A 17654-nucleotide genomic window follows, 5' to 3' on the forward strand; every position below is an offset into this window, starting at 1 on the left:
GTCAACTACTCCTTATCAGTGGTCGTGGCGGCGACAGCCTCGGGTGCCTCGGCGGTCTCGGCATCCTCGGCCTCGACGTCGGTGTCAACGCCGGCGAGCGCAGCCAGGTCGTCGAGAGCAGAGGTCTCCTCGGCGGTCACAGGGGCGGAGGCGTCCTCGTCGGCATCGTGCATGGGCTCGATGTCCAGCGCGAGGGAGCGGATCTCCTTGACGAGAACCTTGAAGGACTCGGGGATACCCGGGACAGGAACGTTCTCGCCCTTGACGATGGACTCGTAGGTCTTGACGCGGCCCACGGTATCGTCGGACTTGACGGTCAGGATCTCCTGCAGGACGTTGGAAGCACCGTAAGCGTACAGTGCCCAAACTTCCATCTCGCCGAAGCGCTGGCCGCCGAACTGGGCCTTGCCGCCCAGAGGCTGCTGGGTAACCAGGCTGTAAGGGCCGGTCGAACGGGCGTGGATCTTGTCGTCGACCATGTGGCCGAGCTTGAGGATGTAGGACGTACCCACGGTAATGGGCTCGCGGAACTCCTCGCCGGTGCGGCCGTCGAACAGACGAGTCTTGCCGCGCTCGTCAAGCTGGGTGACGAACTCGGGGCGCATGTGATCGCCAAAGGCAGCGGTGGCCTTGTTGAGCATGTTCTTGTTGGCACGACGAATGACCTCGGCGATCTCGTCCTCCTTGGCGCCGTCGAAGACGGGCGTAGCGGTGAAGAACGGACCGGGGACGTACTTGTCGGAGTCGGCCTGCTCGGTATCCCAACCGCAGGCAGCAGCCCAGCCAAGGTGGCACTCGAGCAGCTGGCCGACGTTCATACGCGAAGGAACGCCCAGCGGGTTGAGGATAACGTCGATCGGGGTACCGTCAGCCATGTAGGGCATGTCCTCGACCGGCAGAACGTTACAGATAACACCCTTGTTGCCGTGGCGGCCGGCGATCTTATCGCCCTGCTGGATCTTACGACGCTGGGCGACGTAGACGCGCACCTGCTCGTTGACGCCGGGGGCCAGGTCGTCGCCGTTCTCGCGGCTAAAGCGGACGACATCGATGACGCGGCCGTAAGCGCCGTGAGGCATCTTAAGGGAGGTATCGCGGACGTCGTGGGCCTTGGCACCGAAGATGGCGCGCAGCAGGCGCTCCTCGGCGGTCAGAGCGCTCTCGCCCTTAGGCGTGACCTTGCCGACCAGGATGTCGCCAGGGCCGACCTCGGCGCCGATGCGGATGATGCCGTCCTCGTCGAGGTTGGCAAGCATGTCCTCGGAGAGGTTCGGGATCTCGCGGGTGATCTCCTCGGGGCCGAGCTTGGTGTCGCGGGCGTCGATCTCGTGACGGGTGATGTTGATGGTCGTCAGCAGGTCCTCGGCCACCAGGCGCTCGGACACGACGATACCGTCCTCGTAGTTAAAGCCTTCCCACGGCATGTAGGCCACAGTGAGGTTCTGACCCAGTGCGAGCTCGCCATGATCGGTCGAAGGACCGTCAGCCAGGGGCTCGCCCTGCTCAACGGTGTCACCGACGCGCACGAGCGGACGGTGGTTGATGCAGGTGGACTGGTTGGAGCGCTGGTACTTGGCCAGGTGATACTCGTCCATGCCGCCGGCATGCTTGACGATGATCTTGGCGGCGTCGGCAAAGATGACCTCGCCGGCATTCTTGGCCAGGGTGACCTCGCCGGAGTCCAGAGCGGCGCGACGCTCCATGCCGGTACCGACATAGGGAGCGGCGGGGTGAACCAGCGGCACGGCCTGACGCTGCATGTTAGCGCCCATCAGCGTACGCTTGGCGTCGTCGTGCTCGAGGAACGGGATCAGCGTGGCTGCGACGGAGAGCATCTGACGGGGCGAGACGTCCATGTAGTCGACGTCCTCGACGGGCACGTCGGCGGGAGCACCGAAGGAGCCGTCGAAGTCGCGGGTACGGGCGATCACGGTGTGCGGGCGGACGATCTTGCCCTCGGCATCGGTCGTGATGAACTCGTTGGTCTTGGGATCGAGCGGCGTGTTGGCCGGCGCGATGACGTGCTTCTCTTCCTCGTCAGCGGTCATCCAGTCGATCTGGTCGGTGGCAACGCCGTTCTCGACGCGACGGAACGGGGCCTCGATAAAGCCATACTCGTTGACGCGGGCGTAGAGGGCGAGCGAGCCGATCAGGCCGATGTTGGGGCCTTCGGGGGTCTCGATCGGGCACATGCGGCTGTAGTGCGAGTTGTGAACGTCGCGGACGGCCGTCGGCACGTTGGTGCGGCGGCTGGAGCCGGACTTGTGACCGGCAAGACCACCAGGGCCGAGTGCGGACAGACGGCGCTTGTGGGTCAGACCGGTCAGGGGGTTCGCCTGGTCCATGAACTGCGAGAGCTGCGAGGAACCGAAGAACTCCTTGATGGAGGCCACGATCGGGCGGATGTTGATGAGCGACTGCGGGGTGATCTCGTCGATGTCCTGGGAGCTCATGCGCTCACGGACGACGCGCTCCATACGGCTCATGCCGATACGGAACTGGTTGGCGACGAGCTCGCCGACGGTGCGGATGCGGCGGTTGCCGAAGTGGTCGATGTCGTCGACCTTGAAGCCCTGCTCGCCGGCAGCGAGGGACAGCAGGTAGCGCAGCGTCGCGACGATATCCTCGTCGGTGAGCACCGTGACCTCTTCCTCGGTGGTGAGGTTGAGCTTCTTGTTGACCTTGTAACGACCGACGCGGGCCAGGTCGTAGCGCTGCGGGTTAAAGAGCAGGCCCTCGAGCAGGCTGCGGGAAGCGTCCACGGTGGGAGGCTCGCCCGGGCGCAGACGACGGTAGATCTCGATGAGGGCGTCCTCGCGAGTGAGAGCGGTGTCGCGCTCCAGGGTACGCTTGATCACATCGGAGTTACCGAGCAGCTCGATGATGTCGTCGTTGGTGACGGCGATGCCAAGGGCGCGCAGGAACATCGTGGCGCTCTGCTTGCGCTTACGGTCGATGGAGACCATGAGCTGGTCGCGCTTGTCGACCTCAAACTCAAGCCAGGCACCGCGGGACGGGATGATCTGGGCCTTGTAGATCTGCTTGCCCGAATCCATCTCGGAGCTGTAGTACACGCCCGGGGAGCGGACGAGCTGCGAGACGACGATACGCTCGGTACCGTTGATGATGAAGGTGCCCTGATCGGTCATCATGGGGAAGTCGCCCATGAAGACGAGCTGCTCCTTGATCTCGCCGGTCTCCTTGTTGGTGAGACGGACGTCGGTCAGAAGCGGAGCCTGATAGGTCATATCCTTCTCGCGGCACTCCTCGACGGTGTGCGCGGGGTCGCCGAACTGATGCTCGCCGAAGGTAACCTCGAGAACATGGTTCTGGCTCTGGATGGGGCTGGATTCCTTGAACGCCTCACGAAGACCCTCGTCCTTAAAACGCTCAAAGGATTCCCTTTGAACAGAGATAAGGTTGGGGAGCTCCATGGCCTCCGGGATTTTCCCGAAGCTGACGCGCTTGCGCTCAGTGGCAGTGTATGCGTAGGTCACCAGGTTTTTCCTCCTTCACGGAAATGCTCGGTGGGTTGGCGAGGCATAGCTTCGCCAGTTATCGCAACCTAATAGTTTATCAGGTACCGACCGTTGGGCAAGAAAAGCCTTGACGCGATTGAGTTTTTGGAGTAGCAAAGTTTTTCGACAGAAAAGGTGCAGGTAGATAGGTATGTACCGAACATCTGTTCATATATTTTCTGTGAACAGAGAGCCAGCAATCGCAGCTCTTATAAAAAACGGGCGCGAACCGAGGTCCACGCCCGTAAATGTCGGTGCCCGAAGGCTTACTTGCGCATCAATCCGCCGCGCTCGTCGATGGCGTCCCAGAAGGCATCGGCAAAGCGGGGGTCGTTTGCAGCCATGAGGGCGTTAGTGGCCATCCAACCAGAGGGAGTGCCAGTGTCGTAGCCCGACAGTGGGTCGATGACGACGGCGTACATGGCCTCGCGGTCGAGCGAACGGGCCATGGCGTCGGTGAGCTGGATCTCGCCGCCCTTGCCGGCCTGCTGATCTGCCAGCAAGTCCATGACCAGCGGGCTCAGCAGGTAGCGACCGACGATGTACAGGTTGGACGGAGCCGCCTCGGGAGCGGGCTTCTCGACCAGACCGCCGATGCGCCAGACAGCGCCCGGCTCGGCATCGGCAACGCCCTCGGCGCCCTCGAGCGAACCGACGCGCTCGCCGGCGATAACGCCGTAGCGGCTGACTTCCTCGGGCGAGCAAGCAGCGACGGCGATAACCGAAGCGCCACCGTGCTCCTTGGAAACGGCGAGCATCTTGTCGCAGATATCGCGGTTAGGCACAACGTAGTCGCCCAGAAGAACCAGGAAGTTCTCCCCTGCCACGGCGTCGGCAGCAGAGCGAATAGCATGGCCGAGGCCCTTGGGCTCGTACTGATAACGGAAGTCGACCGGCATACCGCCAGCGTGGGCGACGGCATCGGCATAGGCGTTCTTGCCGCGCTCGCGCAGCAGGTTCTCGAGCGAGCGATCAGGCTGGAAGTAGTTCAGTAGCTCGGGCTTACCGGGAGAAGTAACGATGATGGCATCGTCGACCTCCTCGGGCTCGAGCGCCTCCTCGACGACGTACTGAATGACGGGCTTGTCGAGCACCGGCAGCATCTCTTTGGGCGTGCACTTGGTGCCAGGCAGAAAACGCGTGCCAAGACCGGCGGCGGGGATGATTGCCTTCATGTTATTCAAAGATCCTTTCGCAGGCGCAAAAGCGCCCCATGCGTGCGGCACACAGCCGCAGACCAAATTGCGATACCCAAGCATCTTACCGCTGGAACTATATGTCGCTACAAGGCAGAGACAATTCTTCAGCAGGTCAACGCAAATTATTGCTCGAATGGTGCAATTTTATTGCCCAACGGCAGGGCACCCGATACGACCCAAATCACAGAACATGGCAGTTTGAGCAACCGATGCCGAAGGACCGATAAACAAAAAGACGGGGCTCGCAATGCGAACCCCGTCTGCAAAGGAATCTGGCGAGAAAGCCTGATTACTTGAGGGTGACAGCAGCGCCAGCAGCCTCGAGCTTCTCCTTGGCAGCCTCGGCGTCCTCCTTCTTGGCACCCTCGAGAACAGCCTTGGGAGCGCCCTCGACGACCTCCTTGGCCTCCTTCAGGCCAAGGTTGGTGAGCTCACGGACGGCCTTGATGACCTGGATCTTGTTGTCGCCGAAGCCCTCGAGCACGACGTCAAACTCGGTCTTCTCCTCGGCCTCAGCAGCGCCAGCAGCGGGAGCGGCGACAACAGCAGCAGGAGCAGCGGCGGAAACGCCGAAGGTGTCCTCGATAGCCTTGACGAGCTCGGAAGCCTCGAGAAGGGTCATTTCCTTAAGAGCATCGATGATCTCATCGGTGGTAAGCTTAGCCATTTCTAAGTCCTTTCGGTTTCCGTGCGGATGCACGGAGATCAGTTAAAACACGGCGCGAATGCGCCAGGGGTGCGGCGTTGCCGCCGCGGGTGAAAACAGCGACTAGGCTGCCTTCTGCTCGGAGACCTGCTGGATCGAACGAGCGAGACCAGAGGAAACGCCGTTGACGCAGACAGCGATGTCGCGAGCGAAACCGGAGATGAGACCGGCGATCTGGCCGAGAAGCTGATCCTTGGCGGGCAGCTCGGCGATAGCCTTAACATCATCAGCGGAAACGGCCTTGCCGTCGGAGATACCGCCCTTGATCTCAAGGACGCCCTTGGACTTAGCAGAGAAGTCCTTAAGGGCCTTAGCGGCCTCGACCGGCTCGGTCTCGTAGAACACATAAGCGACGGGGCCGGCGAGGATCTCGTCGATCTCGGGCTGCTCCTGGTTCTTGAGAGCGATCTTGACCAGGTTGTTCTTGTAGACCTTCATCTCGGCGCCGCACTCGCGAAGCTGATGACGCAGCTCCTGAGCCTGCTTAACCGTCAGACCGTTGTAGTTGACGACAAACAGACCGGCGTTCTCGGCGATACGGGACTCGATCTCTGCAACCTTGTCGATTTTGTACTGCTGGGGCATGAATTACACCTCCTCGAATTCTTTCCGGGCACGGTCCGCCACAAGGACGTGACGGGGGCATGTCCAAAAAGAAAGCCCCCGCGCTGCATGAGCGACGGGGGCGAGAAGACATATCTACTCGACCACCTCGGCTGGCGGGATATCCCATTAAGCTCGCGGGCGATGCCCGTTTGCACCGGCTGTCTCTGGCAGCGGATTCGTGCGTGAACTGAAAGTATTATGGCGGGGACCCCGGCGTCGGTCAACGGGCGCGAGGATTCGTACACAAACCCTGCATACGCTCCGGTCCGAGGGGCCGGGTTGAGATTTTCGCTCGGTCAAGTCCTGGCTCGCACGAAGAGCACATTAAGTGCTCTTCGGCTCGTGCGGAATCTACGAAAATCTCAACCCGGCCCCTCGGACCGGAGCTGCGGTAACTTTGCTGCGAATCCTCGTGTCCGTTGAGCGACGTGCCCCACTCATAATGCTTGGGTCGGTGGGCTGATGTGTTGCATCCCTGAGGGCTAAAAGGTTGAAAGGAAGGTGGACAGGCGGCGGAGGCCTTCGTCCAGATCTTTGTCGGAGACGCAGTAGCTGAGGCGGATGTAGCCTTCGGTGCCGAAGCAGTTTCCGGGGACTAGGGCTACGTTGGCCTCTTTGATGGCTTTGATGCAGAAGTCTTCGCTTGTCAGGCCGTACTGTTTAATGCTGGGGAAGGCGTAGAAGGCGCCGGCTGGTTCCACTACGTCGAGATCCATGGCGTCTAAGGCTGCGAGTACGCGCTCGCGGCGGGCTCGGTAGACTTTGAGCATGGGGGTTGGGTCGACGGTGAGGGCTCGGGCTGCGGCGTCCATCTCGAAGGAGACGGCGCTCGATACTAGGTATTGGTGGGCCTTTGCGATCTCGGCGATGACGGGGGTTGTAGCGGCGAGCCAGCCCAAGCGCCAGCCGGTCATGGCCCAGGGCTTGGAGAAGCTCTCGATGACTACCGTCTGCTCGCGCAGCTCCGGGTGGCGCTGGGCAAAGCGCTCGTAGCCATCCACATAGACGAGGCGGTTGTACACGTCGTCGCAGACCACGTAGATGCCCGTCTGTTCCGCCACGCGCGCCACGGCATCGAGCGATGCCGCGTTGAGGATGCAGCCCGTGGGATTGTTGGGCGAGCAGATGACGATGGCCTTGGTCGCTGGGGTCACACAGGCGCGAAGCGCTTCCTCGTCAACCTGAAATTGCGCAGGTTCCGTATCCAAAAAGACCGCTTTGGCGTGATTGGCCACGACGATGCTCTCGTACAGACCAAAAGCCGGCGTGGGGATAATAACCTCGTCGCCGGGGTTGAGCATAGCCATGAATGTTGCCGACAGGGCCTCGGTCGCGCCGTCGGTCAGGATGACCTCGTCGGCGGAAAACGCCAGGCGCGCATCCCCCATGTAGGCAGACAGTGCCTCGCGCAGGGCGGGGCGACCGTTGTTGGGCGGATAGTGCGTGTCGCCGCGGTCGAGCGAGGCCGTCACCTCGGCGCTAATCACATCGGGCGTGGGAAAATCGGGCTCGCCAAGCGCAAGCGCGATGCACCCTGGGTGCTGGGCGGCGAGCGCGTTGATCCGGCGGATGCCGGAGGGCTTGAGCGTGGCAAGCGAGGTGTTCATAGGCAGACGCATGGCGTTCCTTTCGTAAGGGTTGCACTAGGATAGCGCGGCGAGGCGCCGCCAGACGGTGTAACCTAAACGGAAACGAACCGGAAAGGAGGCGGCATGGAGACGACCGCACGCGGCGATGTACCAAAAACGTTGCAAACCATTGCGTATATCAGTATTCCCGAGAGCACCGATCTTGAGTTTTTGCTTTGGGACCTGCAGGATGCCATCGCGGCCTATGCTCAGCTTTCTGGCACCACGCTCCCCCGCCCGATCGATTTGGAAGCGGATAATACCGGCAGCGTTGCCGATGGCATCGTGCTGGCCATTGAAGATGTGGCTGACGATGAGACGTTGACAGCTATCGAGCAGGCGCTTGAGCGCTTTGGTGGTACGGGAACGCGCGTCTATGCCGCGATTCGAGCCGCACAAGAGGGCACTAAACAGGCGCGCGGGACCGCCGTTCGTCTGCACAAGGCATGTGAGCGCCATGACCAATTGTGGTGTGGCGGCGTTGTCGTCTGTGCCGGCAGCGGTATTGCGGCGCTTCGCCACTCCCCGCGTATGGGCCTCTTGCGGCGACCGTTTTCGGAAGCGATAGATAAGCTTGTGGGCGCTATGCGCATGGGCTGCTCCATTGAGCATGCGCAGCTGCTTGGCGGCGGCAATGCCGGTAGCGTCGATACCGACGGTATGGTGCGCGCCAAGCCCGCGCTGCCCGCGCCAATTTGGCATGCCACCATCAAACGCCTCGGCACCCGTGCTCAGCCAAATATCTAAATTACAGTGCCGCCCAGTCAACGGCCTCGCGCCAGCGCTCAACAAGGCGCTCCAGGCGCCATGCCGCGTTAGCGGGACTTGTTGACGGCAATACGACAGCGGGCAGGCACGTCCGCTCCTGCAGATAGCGCTTGTAGAGGTGCCCCGCCGTACCGCCGTTGCATATCACTTGCTCAATGGACGCGTTGCTCGTGATAAGCTCAACGCGAGCCGGCACAACGTTTTTGATGCTGGCGTCACTCGAGCCCTTGATGTCACAACTCTCGATCACATCCCACAGGGCTACGCCACCGTTCAGCAGCATGGATCGCTTGGCGGCAATCGAGGCGTCGAGCTTCGCGGGCTCGCCATCCGCCAAAGGATCGCCCTCGTTGGGCGGCACGGGCACACCGAGGCACGCGGCCATCACGCGCCAAAAGCGATTCTGAGGGTTGCCGTAATAAAAGGCATTGGCGCGCGAAAGCACCGAGGGAAACGACCCGAGCACCAAAACGCGCGAGTGTTGGTCGAACACGGGCTCAAACCCATGCTCAATATGTTGATAGCCCTCGTCAGACACAGGCATGGCCTAGGCCCTCAACAGATAGCGCACCTCGTAGGGCGCAAGCTCAAGGGAGCCCGGCAGCTCGACCGTGGGCGCATCGTCGGCAAGCAGGTCAACGAAGGAGCCGTTGAGTTCGCCGGCTCCAAAGGTATAGGGCTCGTTCACGGCATTGACCGCCACGAGCACCGTCGCATCGTCACAGGCGCGCTCGAACAGCAGCTGCTTGTTCTGAATCACCACGTTGCGGTACGCACCGTAGTTGAGAGCGCGTGCCGCCGCATCGTCTGTCGAGCGCAGGTGCGTGAGCTGCGTAATGAACGCCGTCAGCTCGTTGGGCGCAGGCTCATCGAGCGCAGGGCGCAGCGCCCAGTCGCCATCGGGGCCGTCCTTTTCGCCGGCAATCCCCCACTCGCTGCCATAGTAGACACACGGAATGCCCGGCATGCCAAAGAGCATGCCATAGGCGGGGCGCAGACAGGACTTGTCGGTGAGGATGCTCGCCAGGCGCGGCACGTCGTGGTTGTCGGCAAACGACAGCAGGTGCTTGCCGCGGTAGATGCACCAGGGGTCGCCGCCAAACTGACGGTGCAGCGAATGTGCGATCTCGAACATATTGACCGAGTTAAAGCTGGAGTACAGGCCCTTGTAGCACTCATAGTTGGTGCAGGAGTCGAGCATCTCGTCGTTGACGATCTGATTGTAGTCGCCGTGGAGCGTCTCGCCGATCAGCACAAAGTCGGGCTTGAGCTCACGGGTAAAGGAGTGTAGGCGGCGCATAAAGTCGCGGTCGAGCATATAGGCAACGTCCAGGCGCAGGCCGTTGACGCCAAATACGTCGGCCCAACGGCGCACGGACTCGAGCAGGTAGTCGACCACGGCGGGATTTTGCAGGTTGAGCTTCACGAGCTCAAAATGGCCTTCCCAGCCCTCGTACCAAAAGCCGTCGCCATAGCAGGAGTCGCCGTCAAAGCTAATGTGGAACCAGTCCTTGTAGGGCGAGTCCCACTTGCGCTCCTGCACATCGCGGAAGGCCCAAAAGCCACGGCCCACATGGTTGAAGACCGCATCGAGCACCACGCGGATGCCGTGGGCATGCAACGTCTCGCACACGGCGGCAAAGTCGGCATCCCCGCCCAGGCGACGATCGATATGGCGCAGACTGCGCGTGTCGTAGCCATGGCTGTCGGATTCGAGCGGCGGGTTAATGAGCGCAGCGCCAATACCGAGTTCTTGCAGGTAGTCGGCCCATTGGGCGATTTTCATGATGGGCGCATCAGGGTTGGGCGCGGCGTTGGCAGCCTGGGCGAGTTCATCATCGGCAACGGGCGCGGCGTTTTCGCGCGGAGCTCCGCAAAAGCCCAGCGGATAGATTTGATAGAACGTCGTCTCGTATGCCCACATAGCAACCTCCCGACAATCTTTCACGCAACGCCACCCATTGTATGCCGAATGTGACAAAGGGACTGTCCCTTTGTCACATTCGATTATGCCGCGCCACGAAAGCGGCCCATCTACTACGTTTGACCCGCACGGGTCGACCACGCCCGCGTTTTTGTAAAACCGACAAGCTTTCTACCTGCAGTTTTAATTTCGTACTTCCCAACGTGGTCGAGGGTAAACACTAAAAACTAGTAGATAGGCCCATTTCGTGGCAAGCAGCTCAATTCAGGACATGGGGCAGCTAAAAAAGCCCGCATGTGACAAAGGGACTGTCCCTTTGTCACATGCGGCGTATGGCCGGAAACATTACCGTGATGGCGAGGATGACGCCCACGACGGTAATCGCCCCGCCCGCGAAGCCAATCCAAGCGATACCGGGACCCGAAACCACGGCGCCACCGATTGCGGTGCCCGTGCCGATACCCAGATTGAACAGGCCCGAGAAGATCGACATGGCGACGGCCGACGAGTCTGCCGGCGTGTACTTGATGAGCTCGGCCTGAAACGCCACGTTAAAGGCCGTGGAGCAGCAGCCCCATAGCGCGCAAACAGCGAGAACGGCGACGAGCGACGGTGCAACCGGACCCATGAGCAGCAGAGCCACCGGGACGCCGGAGAGCGTAATCGCGAGAAACGGGAACCGGTGCCCATCGAACAGGCGGCCAAACAGCCAGCTTCCGAGCAGACCAGAGCAGCCGAACGCCGTCAGCGTCATAGTGATGGCGCCCGCGTCGACGTGCGCGACCTGTGCCAGGAACGGCTCGATATAGCTGTAACCCGCATAATAGCCGGTCGCCATAAAGACCGTGACCGCATAAAGCGCGATGAGGAACGGGTTCTTGAGCAGCTCGGGAAGTTGTTTGAGTGTAAAGCGCTCACCCACCGGCATAGCCGGGAACACCGCAGCCTGGTAGACAACCGCGACAGCCGAGAGGGCCCCGACCACGGCAAACGTCATGCGCCAGCCCACGGCCAGGCCGATGGCGCGGCCGATCGGCAGGCCAAAGATCTGCGCGATGGACGAGCCCGTGGCGATCATGCTGATGGCGAGCGCCCCGTGGCGGGCGTCGACCAGGCGCGAGGCCATGATAGAGGCGACCGACCAGAACACGGCATGTGCGCAAGCGACCACCAGGCGCGCACAGACCAGGATGGGATATGTCGGTGCCACAGCGGACAGGAACTGACCCAGAGAAAACACGGCGAGCACGCCGAGCAGCATGCGCTTGAACTCAAAGCGCGAAGCGAACACCATAAGCGGCAACGACAGCAGCATGACGCCCCAAGCATAGACCGAGATCATGATGCCGGCTTGGGACTCGGTAAGCGAGAACGACGCGGCAATGTCGGTCAACAGGCCAATGGGCATGAACTCCGACGTGTTGAATACGAACGCGCAGCAGGCGAGCCCGATAAGCGGGAGCCACTGCTTGAGTGAGATGCCATCTTGCCTTGTCTGAGTCATGTAGGAAACCTCTCCGATTGTCTTGAGCGGTGGGCGATTATATAGCAACGGCCCCGCATCCGTCAGCAACAGATGCGGGGCCGCAATCAACTCAATACACAGGGGTTGCGCCGTCAATAAATAGCTAAGCCAACCCCAGCAATATGCCCGCCGAATGCACGACAAACGCCACGATCCAGGCGACCGTCACCTGAAACGCGAACACGGCAACGGCATAGCGCGCGCCCAGCTCGCTCTTAACGGCGCCGATTGCCGCTACGCAGGGCGGGTACAGCAGCGTAAAGACCAGGAACACGTAAGCGGTAAACGGCGAAAACATGGTCGACAGTGCCGCGGGCGACGTTGCACCCAAAAGCACCGTGAGGGTCGAGATGACACTCTCCTTGGCGATAAGTCCGGTGACGAGCGCCGTCGATGCACGCCAGTCGCCAAAGCCGAGCGGCGCCAGCACCGGCGCGATGATGCTACCAAGGCCCGCAAGCAGACTTTGCGACTGATCGGCGACCACATTAAAGCGGATGTCGAACGTCTGGAGGAACCAGATGACCACCGTAGCGGCAAAGATAATGGTAAAGGCCTTGGTGATGAAGTCCTTGGCCTTATCCCATGCCAGCATCACCGTCGTCTTAACGCTCGGCAAGCGATAGTTGGGGAGCTCCATGATAAACGGCACGGGGTCGCCCTTAAATGCCGTGCGGTTGAGCACCAGAGCCGCGATGCAGCCGACCACAATGCCGATCAGATAGAGCGAGACCATGGCGGGAACCGTCGCCTGCGGGAAAAACGCCCCGCACAGAAGGCCGTAGACCGGCAGCTTGGCCGAACAGCTCATGAACGGTGTGAGCATAACGGTCATCTTGCGGTCGTGCTCGGACGGGAGTGTGCGGGTCGACATGATGGCCGGCACGGTACAGCCAAAACCGACGAGCATGGGCACAAAGCTGCGGCCCGACAGACCAAAGCGGCGCAATACCTTATCCATGACAAAGGCCACGCGCGCCATGTAGCCCGAGTCTTCCAGAATGGAGAGGAACAAGAAAAGTACGACGATGATCGGCAGAAAGGTCAACACGCTGCCCACGCCCGTGAGCACGCCGTCGACAGCTAGCGAGCGCACTACGTCATTGGTGCCGAACGCCTTGAGACCCGCATCAGCCGATGCGATGACGGCAGCGATGCCGTCCTCCATGAGGCCCTGCAACGCCGCGCCGATCACGCCAAACGTCAGCCAAAATACGAGGCCCATGATCACCAGGAACGCCGGAATGGCCGTGTAGCGACCCGTCAGGATGCGGTCGATCTTGACGGAGCGCACGTGCTCGCGGCTCTCGTGCGGCTTGACAACACAACGCCCGCACATGTCGCCGATAAAGGTAAAGCGCATGTCGGCCAGTGCGGACAGGCGGTCGGTGCCGGCTTCGCCCTCCATCTGGGTAATGATGTGCTCGATGGCGTCGAGCTCGTTACGGTCCAGATGAAGTGCCTCGGTCACCAGCTCATCGCTCTCAACCAACTTGGTCGCCGCAAAGCGCACCGGGATGTGGGCCGTCGCGGCATGGTCCTCGATAAGGTTGGCGATGCCGTGAATGCAGCGATGCAGCGCGCCGCCGTCTGGACCATCGGGCGCGCAGAAGTCCAGGCGACCGGGGCGCTCGCGGAACCGCGCCACGTGCAGAGCATGTTCCACCAGCTCGCCGATACCCTCGTTGCGGGCAGCGCTAATGGGGACAACGGGCACGCCCAACAGGCTCTCGAGCAGGTTGACGTCCACGGCGCCGCCGTTGGCCGTCACCTCGTCCATCATGTTGAGCGCGATAACCATAGGGCGATCGAGCTCCATAAGCTGCAGCGTCAGGTACAGGTTACGCTCGATGTTGGTGGCGTCGATGATATCGATGATGGCGTCGGGGTGCTCATCCAGGATAAACTGGCGGCTTACGATCTCCTCGCCCGTGTACGGCGACAGAGAGTAAATGCCGGGCAGGTCGGTAACGCTTGCCTCGGGGTGGTTGCGGATGGCGCCATCTTTGCGGTCGACCGTCACGCCAGGAAAGTTACCGACATGCTGGTTGGAGCCCGTCAGCTGGTTGAACAGCGTGGTCTTGCCGCAGTTTTGGTTGCCGGCGAGGGCGAAATGCAGCGGCGCACCCTCGGGCACGGCCGTCTTGGCCGCGCGGGGCGAATACGTGCCCTCGCCCAGTGCCGGGTGCTCCGTCGTGCCGATTGCGGCGTTAGCGCGCGGACCCGTATCGGTGTCGTGGATACCCACGAGCTCGATGCGAGCGGCATCGTCCTTGCGCAGCGTCAACTCGTAGCCACGCAGGCGAATCTCGAGTGGATCGCCCATAGGGGCGTACTTCATCATGGTGACTTCGGTGCCCGGTGTTAGGCCCATGTCCAAAATATGCTGTCGGAGTGCCTGATCGTCCGATGCCACCGATGCGACAACGGCGTCCTTTCCAATCTCGAGCGTATCGAGCTTCACGCGCTCATCCTTTCGTTAGACGCGGCTAACCGTTTACCGGGGCTAACCAACTCGTAACGCCAAATGATAGCGCTCTGAACTATTTTATAAAGTCAAATACCGATGTTTACCTGCGCAAACTTTATGCCGTGCGCCCCGAAAGCTCTTTGCGCATACCGCTCAGCGAGATCGAAACGGAACCCGACCGCGCGGTAGCGGTGAGTCGATCACCCTCGACCGACCCCGTGCATGTAAAGGGCACCTTGCCCATCAAGACGTGGGAGATAGTACCCGAGAGCTCAAAGAAATCGCACTCAGCGCGGGCACCCGAGAGAGCGATATTGAGACCCCTGACGTTTAGCACTGCCCTGAACGCGCCGTTCACCCCATGCGAAAACGTCACCTCGCCGCGTCTACTCCCCACCGGCGTCTGGGCCGAAACCACATACGTACCCTCAAGCATGGCTCCTCCTCTAAGCAGACTTTTTGAAATGGCCATCTAGTCTCCTTTGCTGCGAGACGGCTTGCCCAGAAACCGTGAACACGCAACGACGTTCAATCAACAGATTGGTGCAAGGGGGACAAGCGTGCAAGGGGGACAGGTTACATTTGGCACCATTTGCGCCAACGGACGGGATGCGGAGCGACGACCGTGCAGGTGGATTCCGGATCGTCGCTTCCTCCGTCCCCCAGCGAATCAAAACAAGTTGCGGTGGAATAGTTCCCGCTTGATGCTTTAACCAGTAAAACAGGAACTATTCCACCGCAACTGCAAAAGCCCGCGCTGGCAACAAATGTCACCTGCGCAGGCTTGGTGGGCGCTCACAAAGGCACGTTACAGAGGCCCACGTCAGTTAAGGATTACCGAACGGCACCGGCACGCGACGCCTCCGTCGGCTTACCAAGCGATGAAGCTTGCCGCAGTCTTAGACTATCGGCGCAATGCCGGCAAAGTGCAGATACAGCGAGATGACCGCCACGACAATGACCACCGCTGCGATCAGCTTGTCGTGCAGGTGCGGAAGTACCGGCTTACCGCGACCTCGCTCGCCCAGCATATAAACGGGAATGGCCGGAGCAAAAAGGATCGTCGTGATCATGACGCCCTGGAGGCCCGTCGACCACACAAGGAACAATGTGTAAATGAAGCCGAGCGTGCCGAAGAATCGCGCCTTGCCGACGCTTGGCGCATGCGGTCCGTCCAGATGCTCCTTCTTCCAACCAATCACCATGTAATAGGCAGCCGAGCAGACATACGGAACCAGAATCGTGTTGACTGCGCAGCTATAGAAGAACTGGTAGGTGCTCGCCGCCACATACGACACGATCAAGAAGAGCTGCGTAATGCCGGAGCTCACGAGAACCGTTACCACCGGGGCGTCGTGCTTGTTCGTCTTGGCAAACGCCAGAGGGAAGGATCCCTGGCGCGCCGCCTCGAACGGCGTCTCGGACGCAATGATGACATAGCCCAGCAGCGCGCCGACCAGCGAAAGGATAACGCCAAGGTTTACGATGGCAGCACCAACCGGACCGATTGCGCACTCGAGAATTCCCGCCATGGAGGGCGTTGCAAGCCATGCCATCTCCTCGCGCGGCATAATGCCGAGCGACAGCATCGAGATGATCAGATACAGCGTGAATACAGCCGCAAATCCGAGCGCCGTCGAGCGGCCGACGTCACGCACGTACTTAGCACGGCCCGAGATAACGACAGCGCCCTCGATGCCCGTGAAGACCCAGACAAGGGCAATCATGGTCGAGACAACCTGCTCGCCAAAGCCAGGACCAGCCGGCTCTCCCCAGAAGTTGTCCATAAAGATATCGACGTTGAACTTACCCAGGAGCACGATACTCAGCACAAAGAGCCCCAACGGCACCAGCTTCGCCAACGTGACGATTGTGTTAATGCCCGCAGCCTCCTTAACGCCACGAAGCACAAGGGCGGTAAGGAACCACAAAAACACGCTGGCGCAGACGATAGAAAGCAGGTTGTTACCCGCGCCAAACGCGGGGAAGAAATAGCCCAGCGCGCTAAACAGCAAGAGCGCAAAGCTCACGTTGGAAAGACATGCGCTGATCCAGTAGCCCCAAGCGGAGTTGAATCCAATGTAATCGCCAAAACCGGCCGCAGCGTATGCATAGATGCCGCCGGTCAGGTCGGGACGGGCCTGAGACAAACCGTTGAACACCATCATCAGCGCAAAGACGCCAATAAAGCAAATTCCCCACGAGACGATAACCGCACCGGTATTTGCCCCGCCTGCTGCCATATCGCCGGCAAGCGAAAAGATGCCGCCACAAATACTGGCGGTAATAACCATCATGGTCAGACGAAAGAGATCGAGGCCATTAGGGTCGATAATCTCTTCATTTTGAGCTTTAGAGGCCATTGTATGTGCACCCCCTTCATCATGTGATCGAACGAAAGATGGCCCGGACGTCCCGAATCGGGTGCCGGGCCATCGGTCAAGCGATCATCAGACTGTTACAGCTATCGCGTTAGAAGCGCAGCGACAGGCAAGAAAGGCCGCCGTCGACCTTGCGATACTCGGAGGTGTCAACGACGAGTGTCTTGTAGCCCAGATCCTGCACGGCCTTGAGCACAGTCGGATAGCCCTCGGCAACGATGACCGTACCGTTGACCCAGATGCAGTTTGCGCCGTACGCCTCGTCCTCGGGCACGACGATCTTGTTGTACTGGGCAAAGTCGGGCTTATCGATGAACTCACCAGAGACGAGCATGTTGTTGTCCTCGATGTAGTTGACGCCCGTCTTGAGGTGCAGGACCTCCTCCAGCGGAACCTCAGAACCCTCGAGGCCCCAGCCCTCGAGAATCTCGCAGAACTGGCGAATGCCCTCTTCGTTGGTACGAGCGGAGCGACCGACGTAGAAATGGTCACCGACCATCATGACGTCGCCGCCGTCAAGCGTGCCCGGAGAAACGATGTGCTTGACATGCTCGTCGTCAAAGAAGCGACGGACGGCCGGCTCAATCTCGTCCTTCTCGCCGTTGCGGCTATCGGCGCCGGGGTTGGTAATGATGGCGCCGCAGCGAGTGATAACGGCCGGATCTTCGACGAAGCAGCTGTCGGGATACTGCTCGAGTGCCGGCAGCACCGACACGTCAACGCCGCACTGCTCGAGTGCGTGCTCGTAATCGTAATGCTCCTCGATAGCGCGCTCGTAGATGGGCTGGCCAAGCTCGGGAGCGCTCGTGATGCCATTGCTCAGGGACTTGCCGGGACGACGGATGATGACGTGGCTGAACTTGGTCATGATGATCCTCCTTGGATCTCATAGTACTGAGCGGACTTCCTTGCGTCCGCCTTCCTTCCGA

At 60.8% G+C, this 17654-nt stretch carries 13 protein-coding genes; 1 reads left to right on the forward strand and 12 read right to left on the reverse strand.

Going from position 1 to position 17654, the window contains the following annotated elements; translation table 11 throughout:
* Window positions 1-5: 5 nt before the first annotated feature.
* From DW233_RS01325 to DW233_RS01345, 5 genes are all read right to left on the reverse strand, one after another.
* The gene (locus DW233_RS01325) at window positions 6-3434 is read right to left on the reverse strand and encodes a DNA-directed RNA polymerase subunit beta (RefSeq protein ID WP_233503781.1); all 3429 of its coding nucleotides are present in this window, start codon (window positions 3432-3434) and stop codon (window positions 6-8) included.
* A gap of 350 nt (window positions 3435-3784) precedes the next feature.
* Entirely contained in the window at window positions 3785-4693 is a 909-nt protein-coding gene (locus tag DW233_RS01330) for a UTP--glucose-1-phosphate uridylyltransferase (protein WP_117786148.1), read from the reverse strand.
* Between the two features lie 313 nt (window positions 4694-5006).
* Window positions 5007-5384 carry a 50S ribosomal protein L7/L12 gene (gene rplL / locus DW233_RS01335; protein ID WP_006235005.1) on the reverse strand — a complete coding sequence of 126 codons (378 nt, stop codon included), beginning with the start codon at window positions 5382-5384 and terminating at the stop codon, window positions 5007-5009.
* Between the two features lie 102 nt (window positions 5385-5486).
* Window positions 5487-6008: a 50S ribosomal protein L10 gene (gene rplJ, locus DW233_RS01340; RefSeq protein WP_118266306.1), complete on the reverse strand. Its 522-nt coding sequence runs from the start codon at window positions 6006-6008 to the stop codon at window positions 5487-5489.
* A 503-nt stretch (window positions 6009-6511) separates the two neighbouring features.
* The gene (locus tag DW233_RS01345) at window positions 6512-7648 is read right to left on the reverse strand and encodes a pyridoxal phosphate-dependent aminotransferase (RefSeq protein ID WP_118266307.1); all 1137 of its coding nucleotides are present in this window, start codon (window positions 7646-7648) and stop codon (window positions 6512-6514) included.
* Between the two features lie 93 nt (window positions 7649-7741).
* Between DW233_RS01345 and DW233_RS01350 the strand changes: the two genes are divergently transcribed.
* Window positions 7742-8404 (forward strand): hypothetical protein, encoded by a 663-nt coding sequence (locus tag DW233_RS01350; RefSeq protein ID WP_118266309.1) that lies wholly within the window; start codon window positions 7742-7744, stop codon window positions 8402-8404.
* Window position 8405: 1 nt separating this feature from the next.
* Here DW233_RS01350 and DW233_RS01355 read toward each other — a convergent pair whose 3' ends face one another.
* The 7 genes from DW233_RS01355 to DW233_RS01385 form a co-directional block, all read right to left on the reverse strand.
* Entirely contained in the window at window positions 8406-8969 is a 564-nt protein-coding gene (locus tag DW233_RS01355) for a uracil-DNA glycosylase family protein (RefSeq protein ID WP_118266311.1), read from the reverse strand.
* Window positions 8970-8972: 3 nt separating this feature from the next.
* Window positions 8973-10349 carry an alpha-amylase family glycosyl hydrolase gene (locus DW233_RS01360; RefSeq protein ID WP_118266313.1) on the reverse strand — a complete coding sequence of 459 codons (1377 nt, stop codon included), beginning with the start codon at window positions 10347-10349 and terminating at the stop codon, window positions 8973-8975.
* 319 nt (window positions 10350-10668) lie between these two features.
* On the reverse strand, window positions 10669-11853 hold the full coding sequence (locus tag DW233_RS01365; RefSeq protein WP_117757110.1) for an MFS transporter: 1185 nt from the start codon (window positions 11851-11853) through the stop codon (window positions 10669-10671).
* Between the two features lie 124 nt (window positions 11854-11977).
* Window positions 11978-14338: a ferrous iron transport protein B gene (gene feoB / locus DW233_RS01370; RefSeq protein ID WP_118266315.1), complete on the reverse strand. Its 2361-nt coding sequence runs from the start codon at window positions 14336-14338 to the stop codon at window positions 11978-11980.
* Window positions 14339-14459: 121 nt separating this feature from the next.
* Window positions 14460-14780 (reverse strand): hypothetical protein, encoded by a 321-nt coding sequence (locus DW233_RS01375; protein ID WP_118237004.1) that lies wholly within the window; start codon window positions 14778-14780, stop codon window positions 14460-14462.
* Window positions 14781-15243: 463 nt separating this feature from the next.
* Complete coding sequence (locus tag DW233_RS01380; protein WP_118266319.1) at window positions 15244-16707, reverse strand: basic amino acid/polyamine antiporter; 1464 nt, start codon at window positions 16705-16707, stop codon at window positions 15244-15246.
* Between the two features lie 109 nt (window positions 16708-16816).
* The gene (locus DW233_RS01385) at window positions 16817-17593 is read right to left on the reverse strand and encodes a dimethylarginine dimethylaminohydrolase family protein (protein ID WP_117583089.1); all 777 of its coding nucleotides are present in this window, start codon (window positions 17591-17593) and stop codon (window positions 16817-16819) included.
* Window positions 17594-17654 lie beyond the last annotated feature (61 nt).

Origin of the sequence: Collinsella sp. AM20-15AC (assembly GCF_003471405.1) — a bacterium.
Classification (GTDB): domain Bacteria; phylum Actinomycetota; class Coriobacteriia; order Coriobacteriales; family Coriobacteriaceae; genus Collinsella.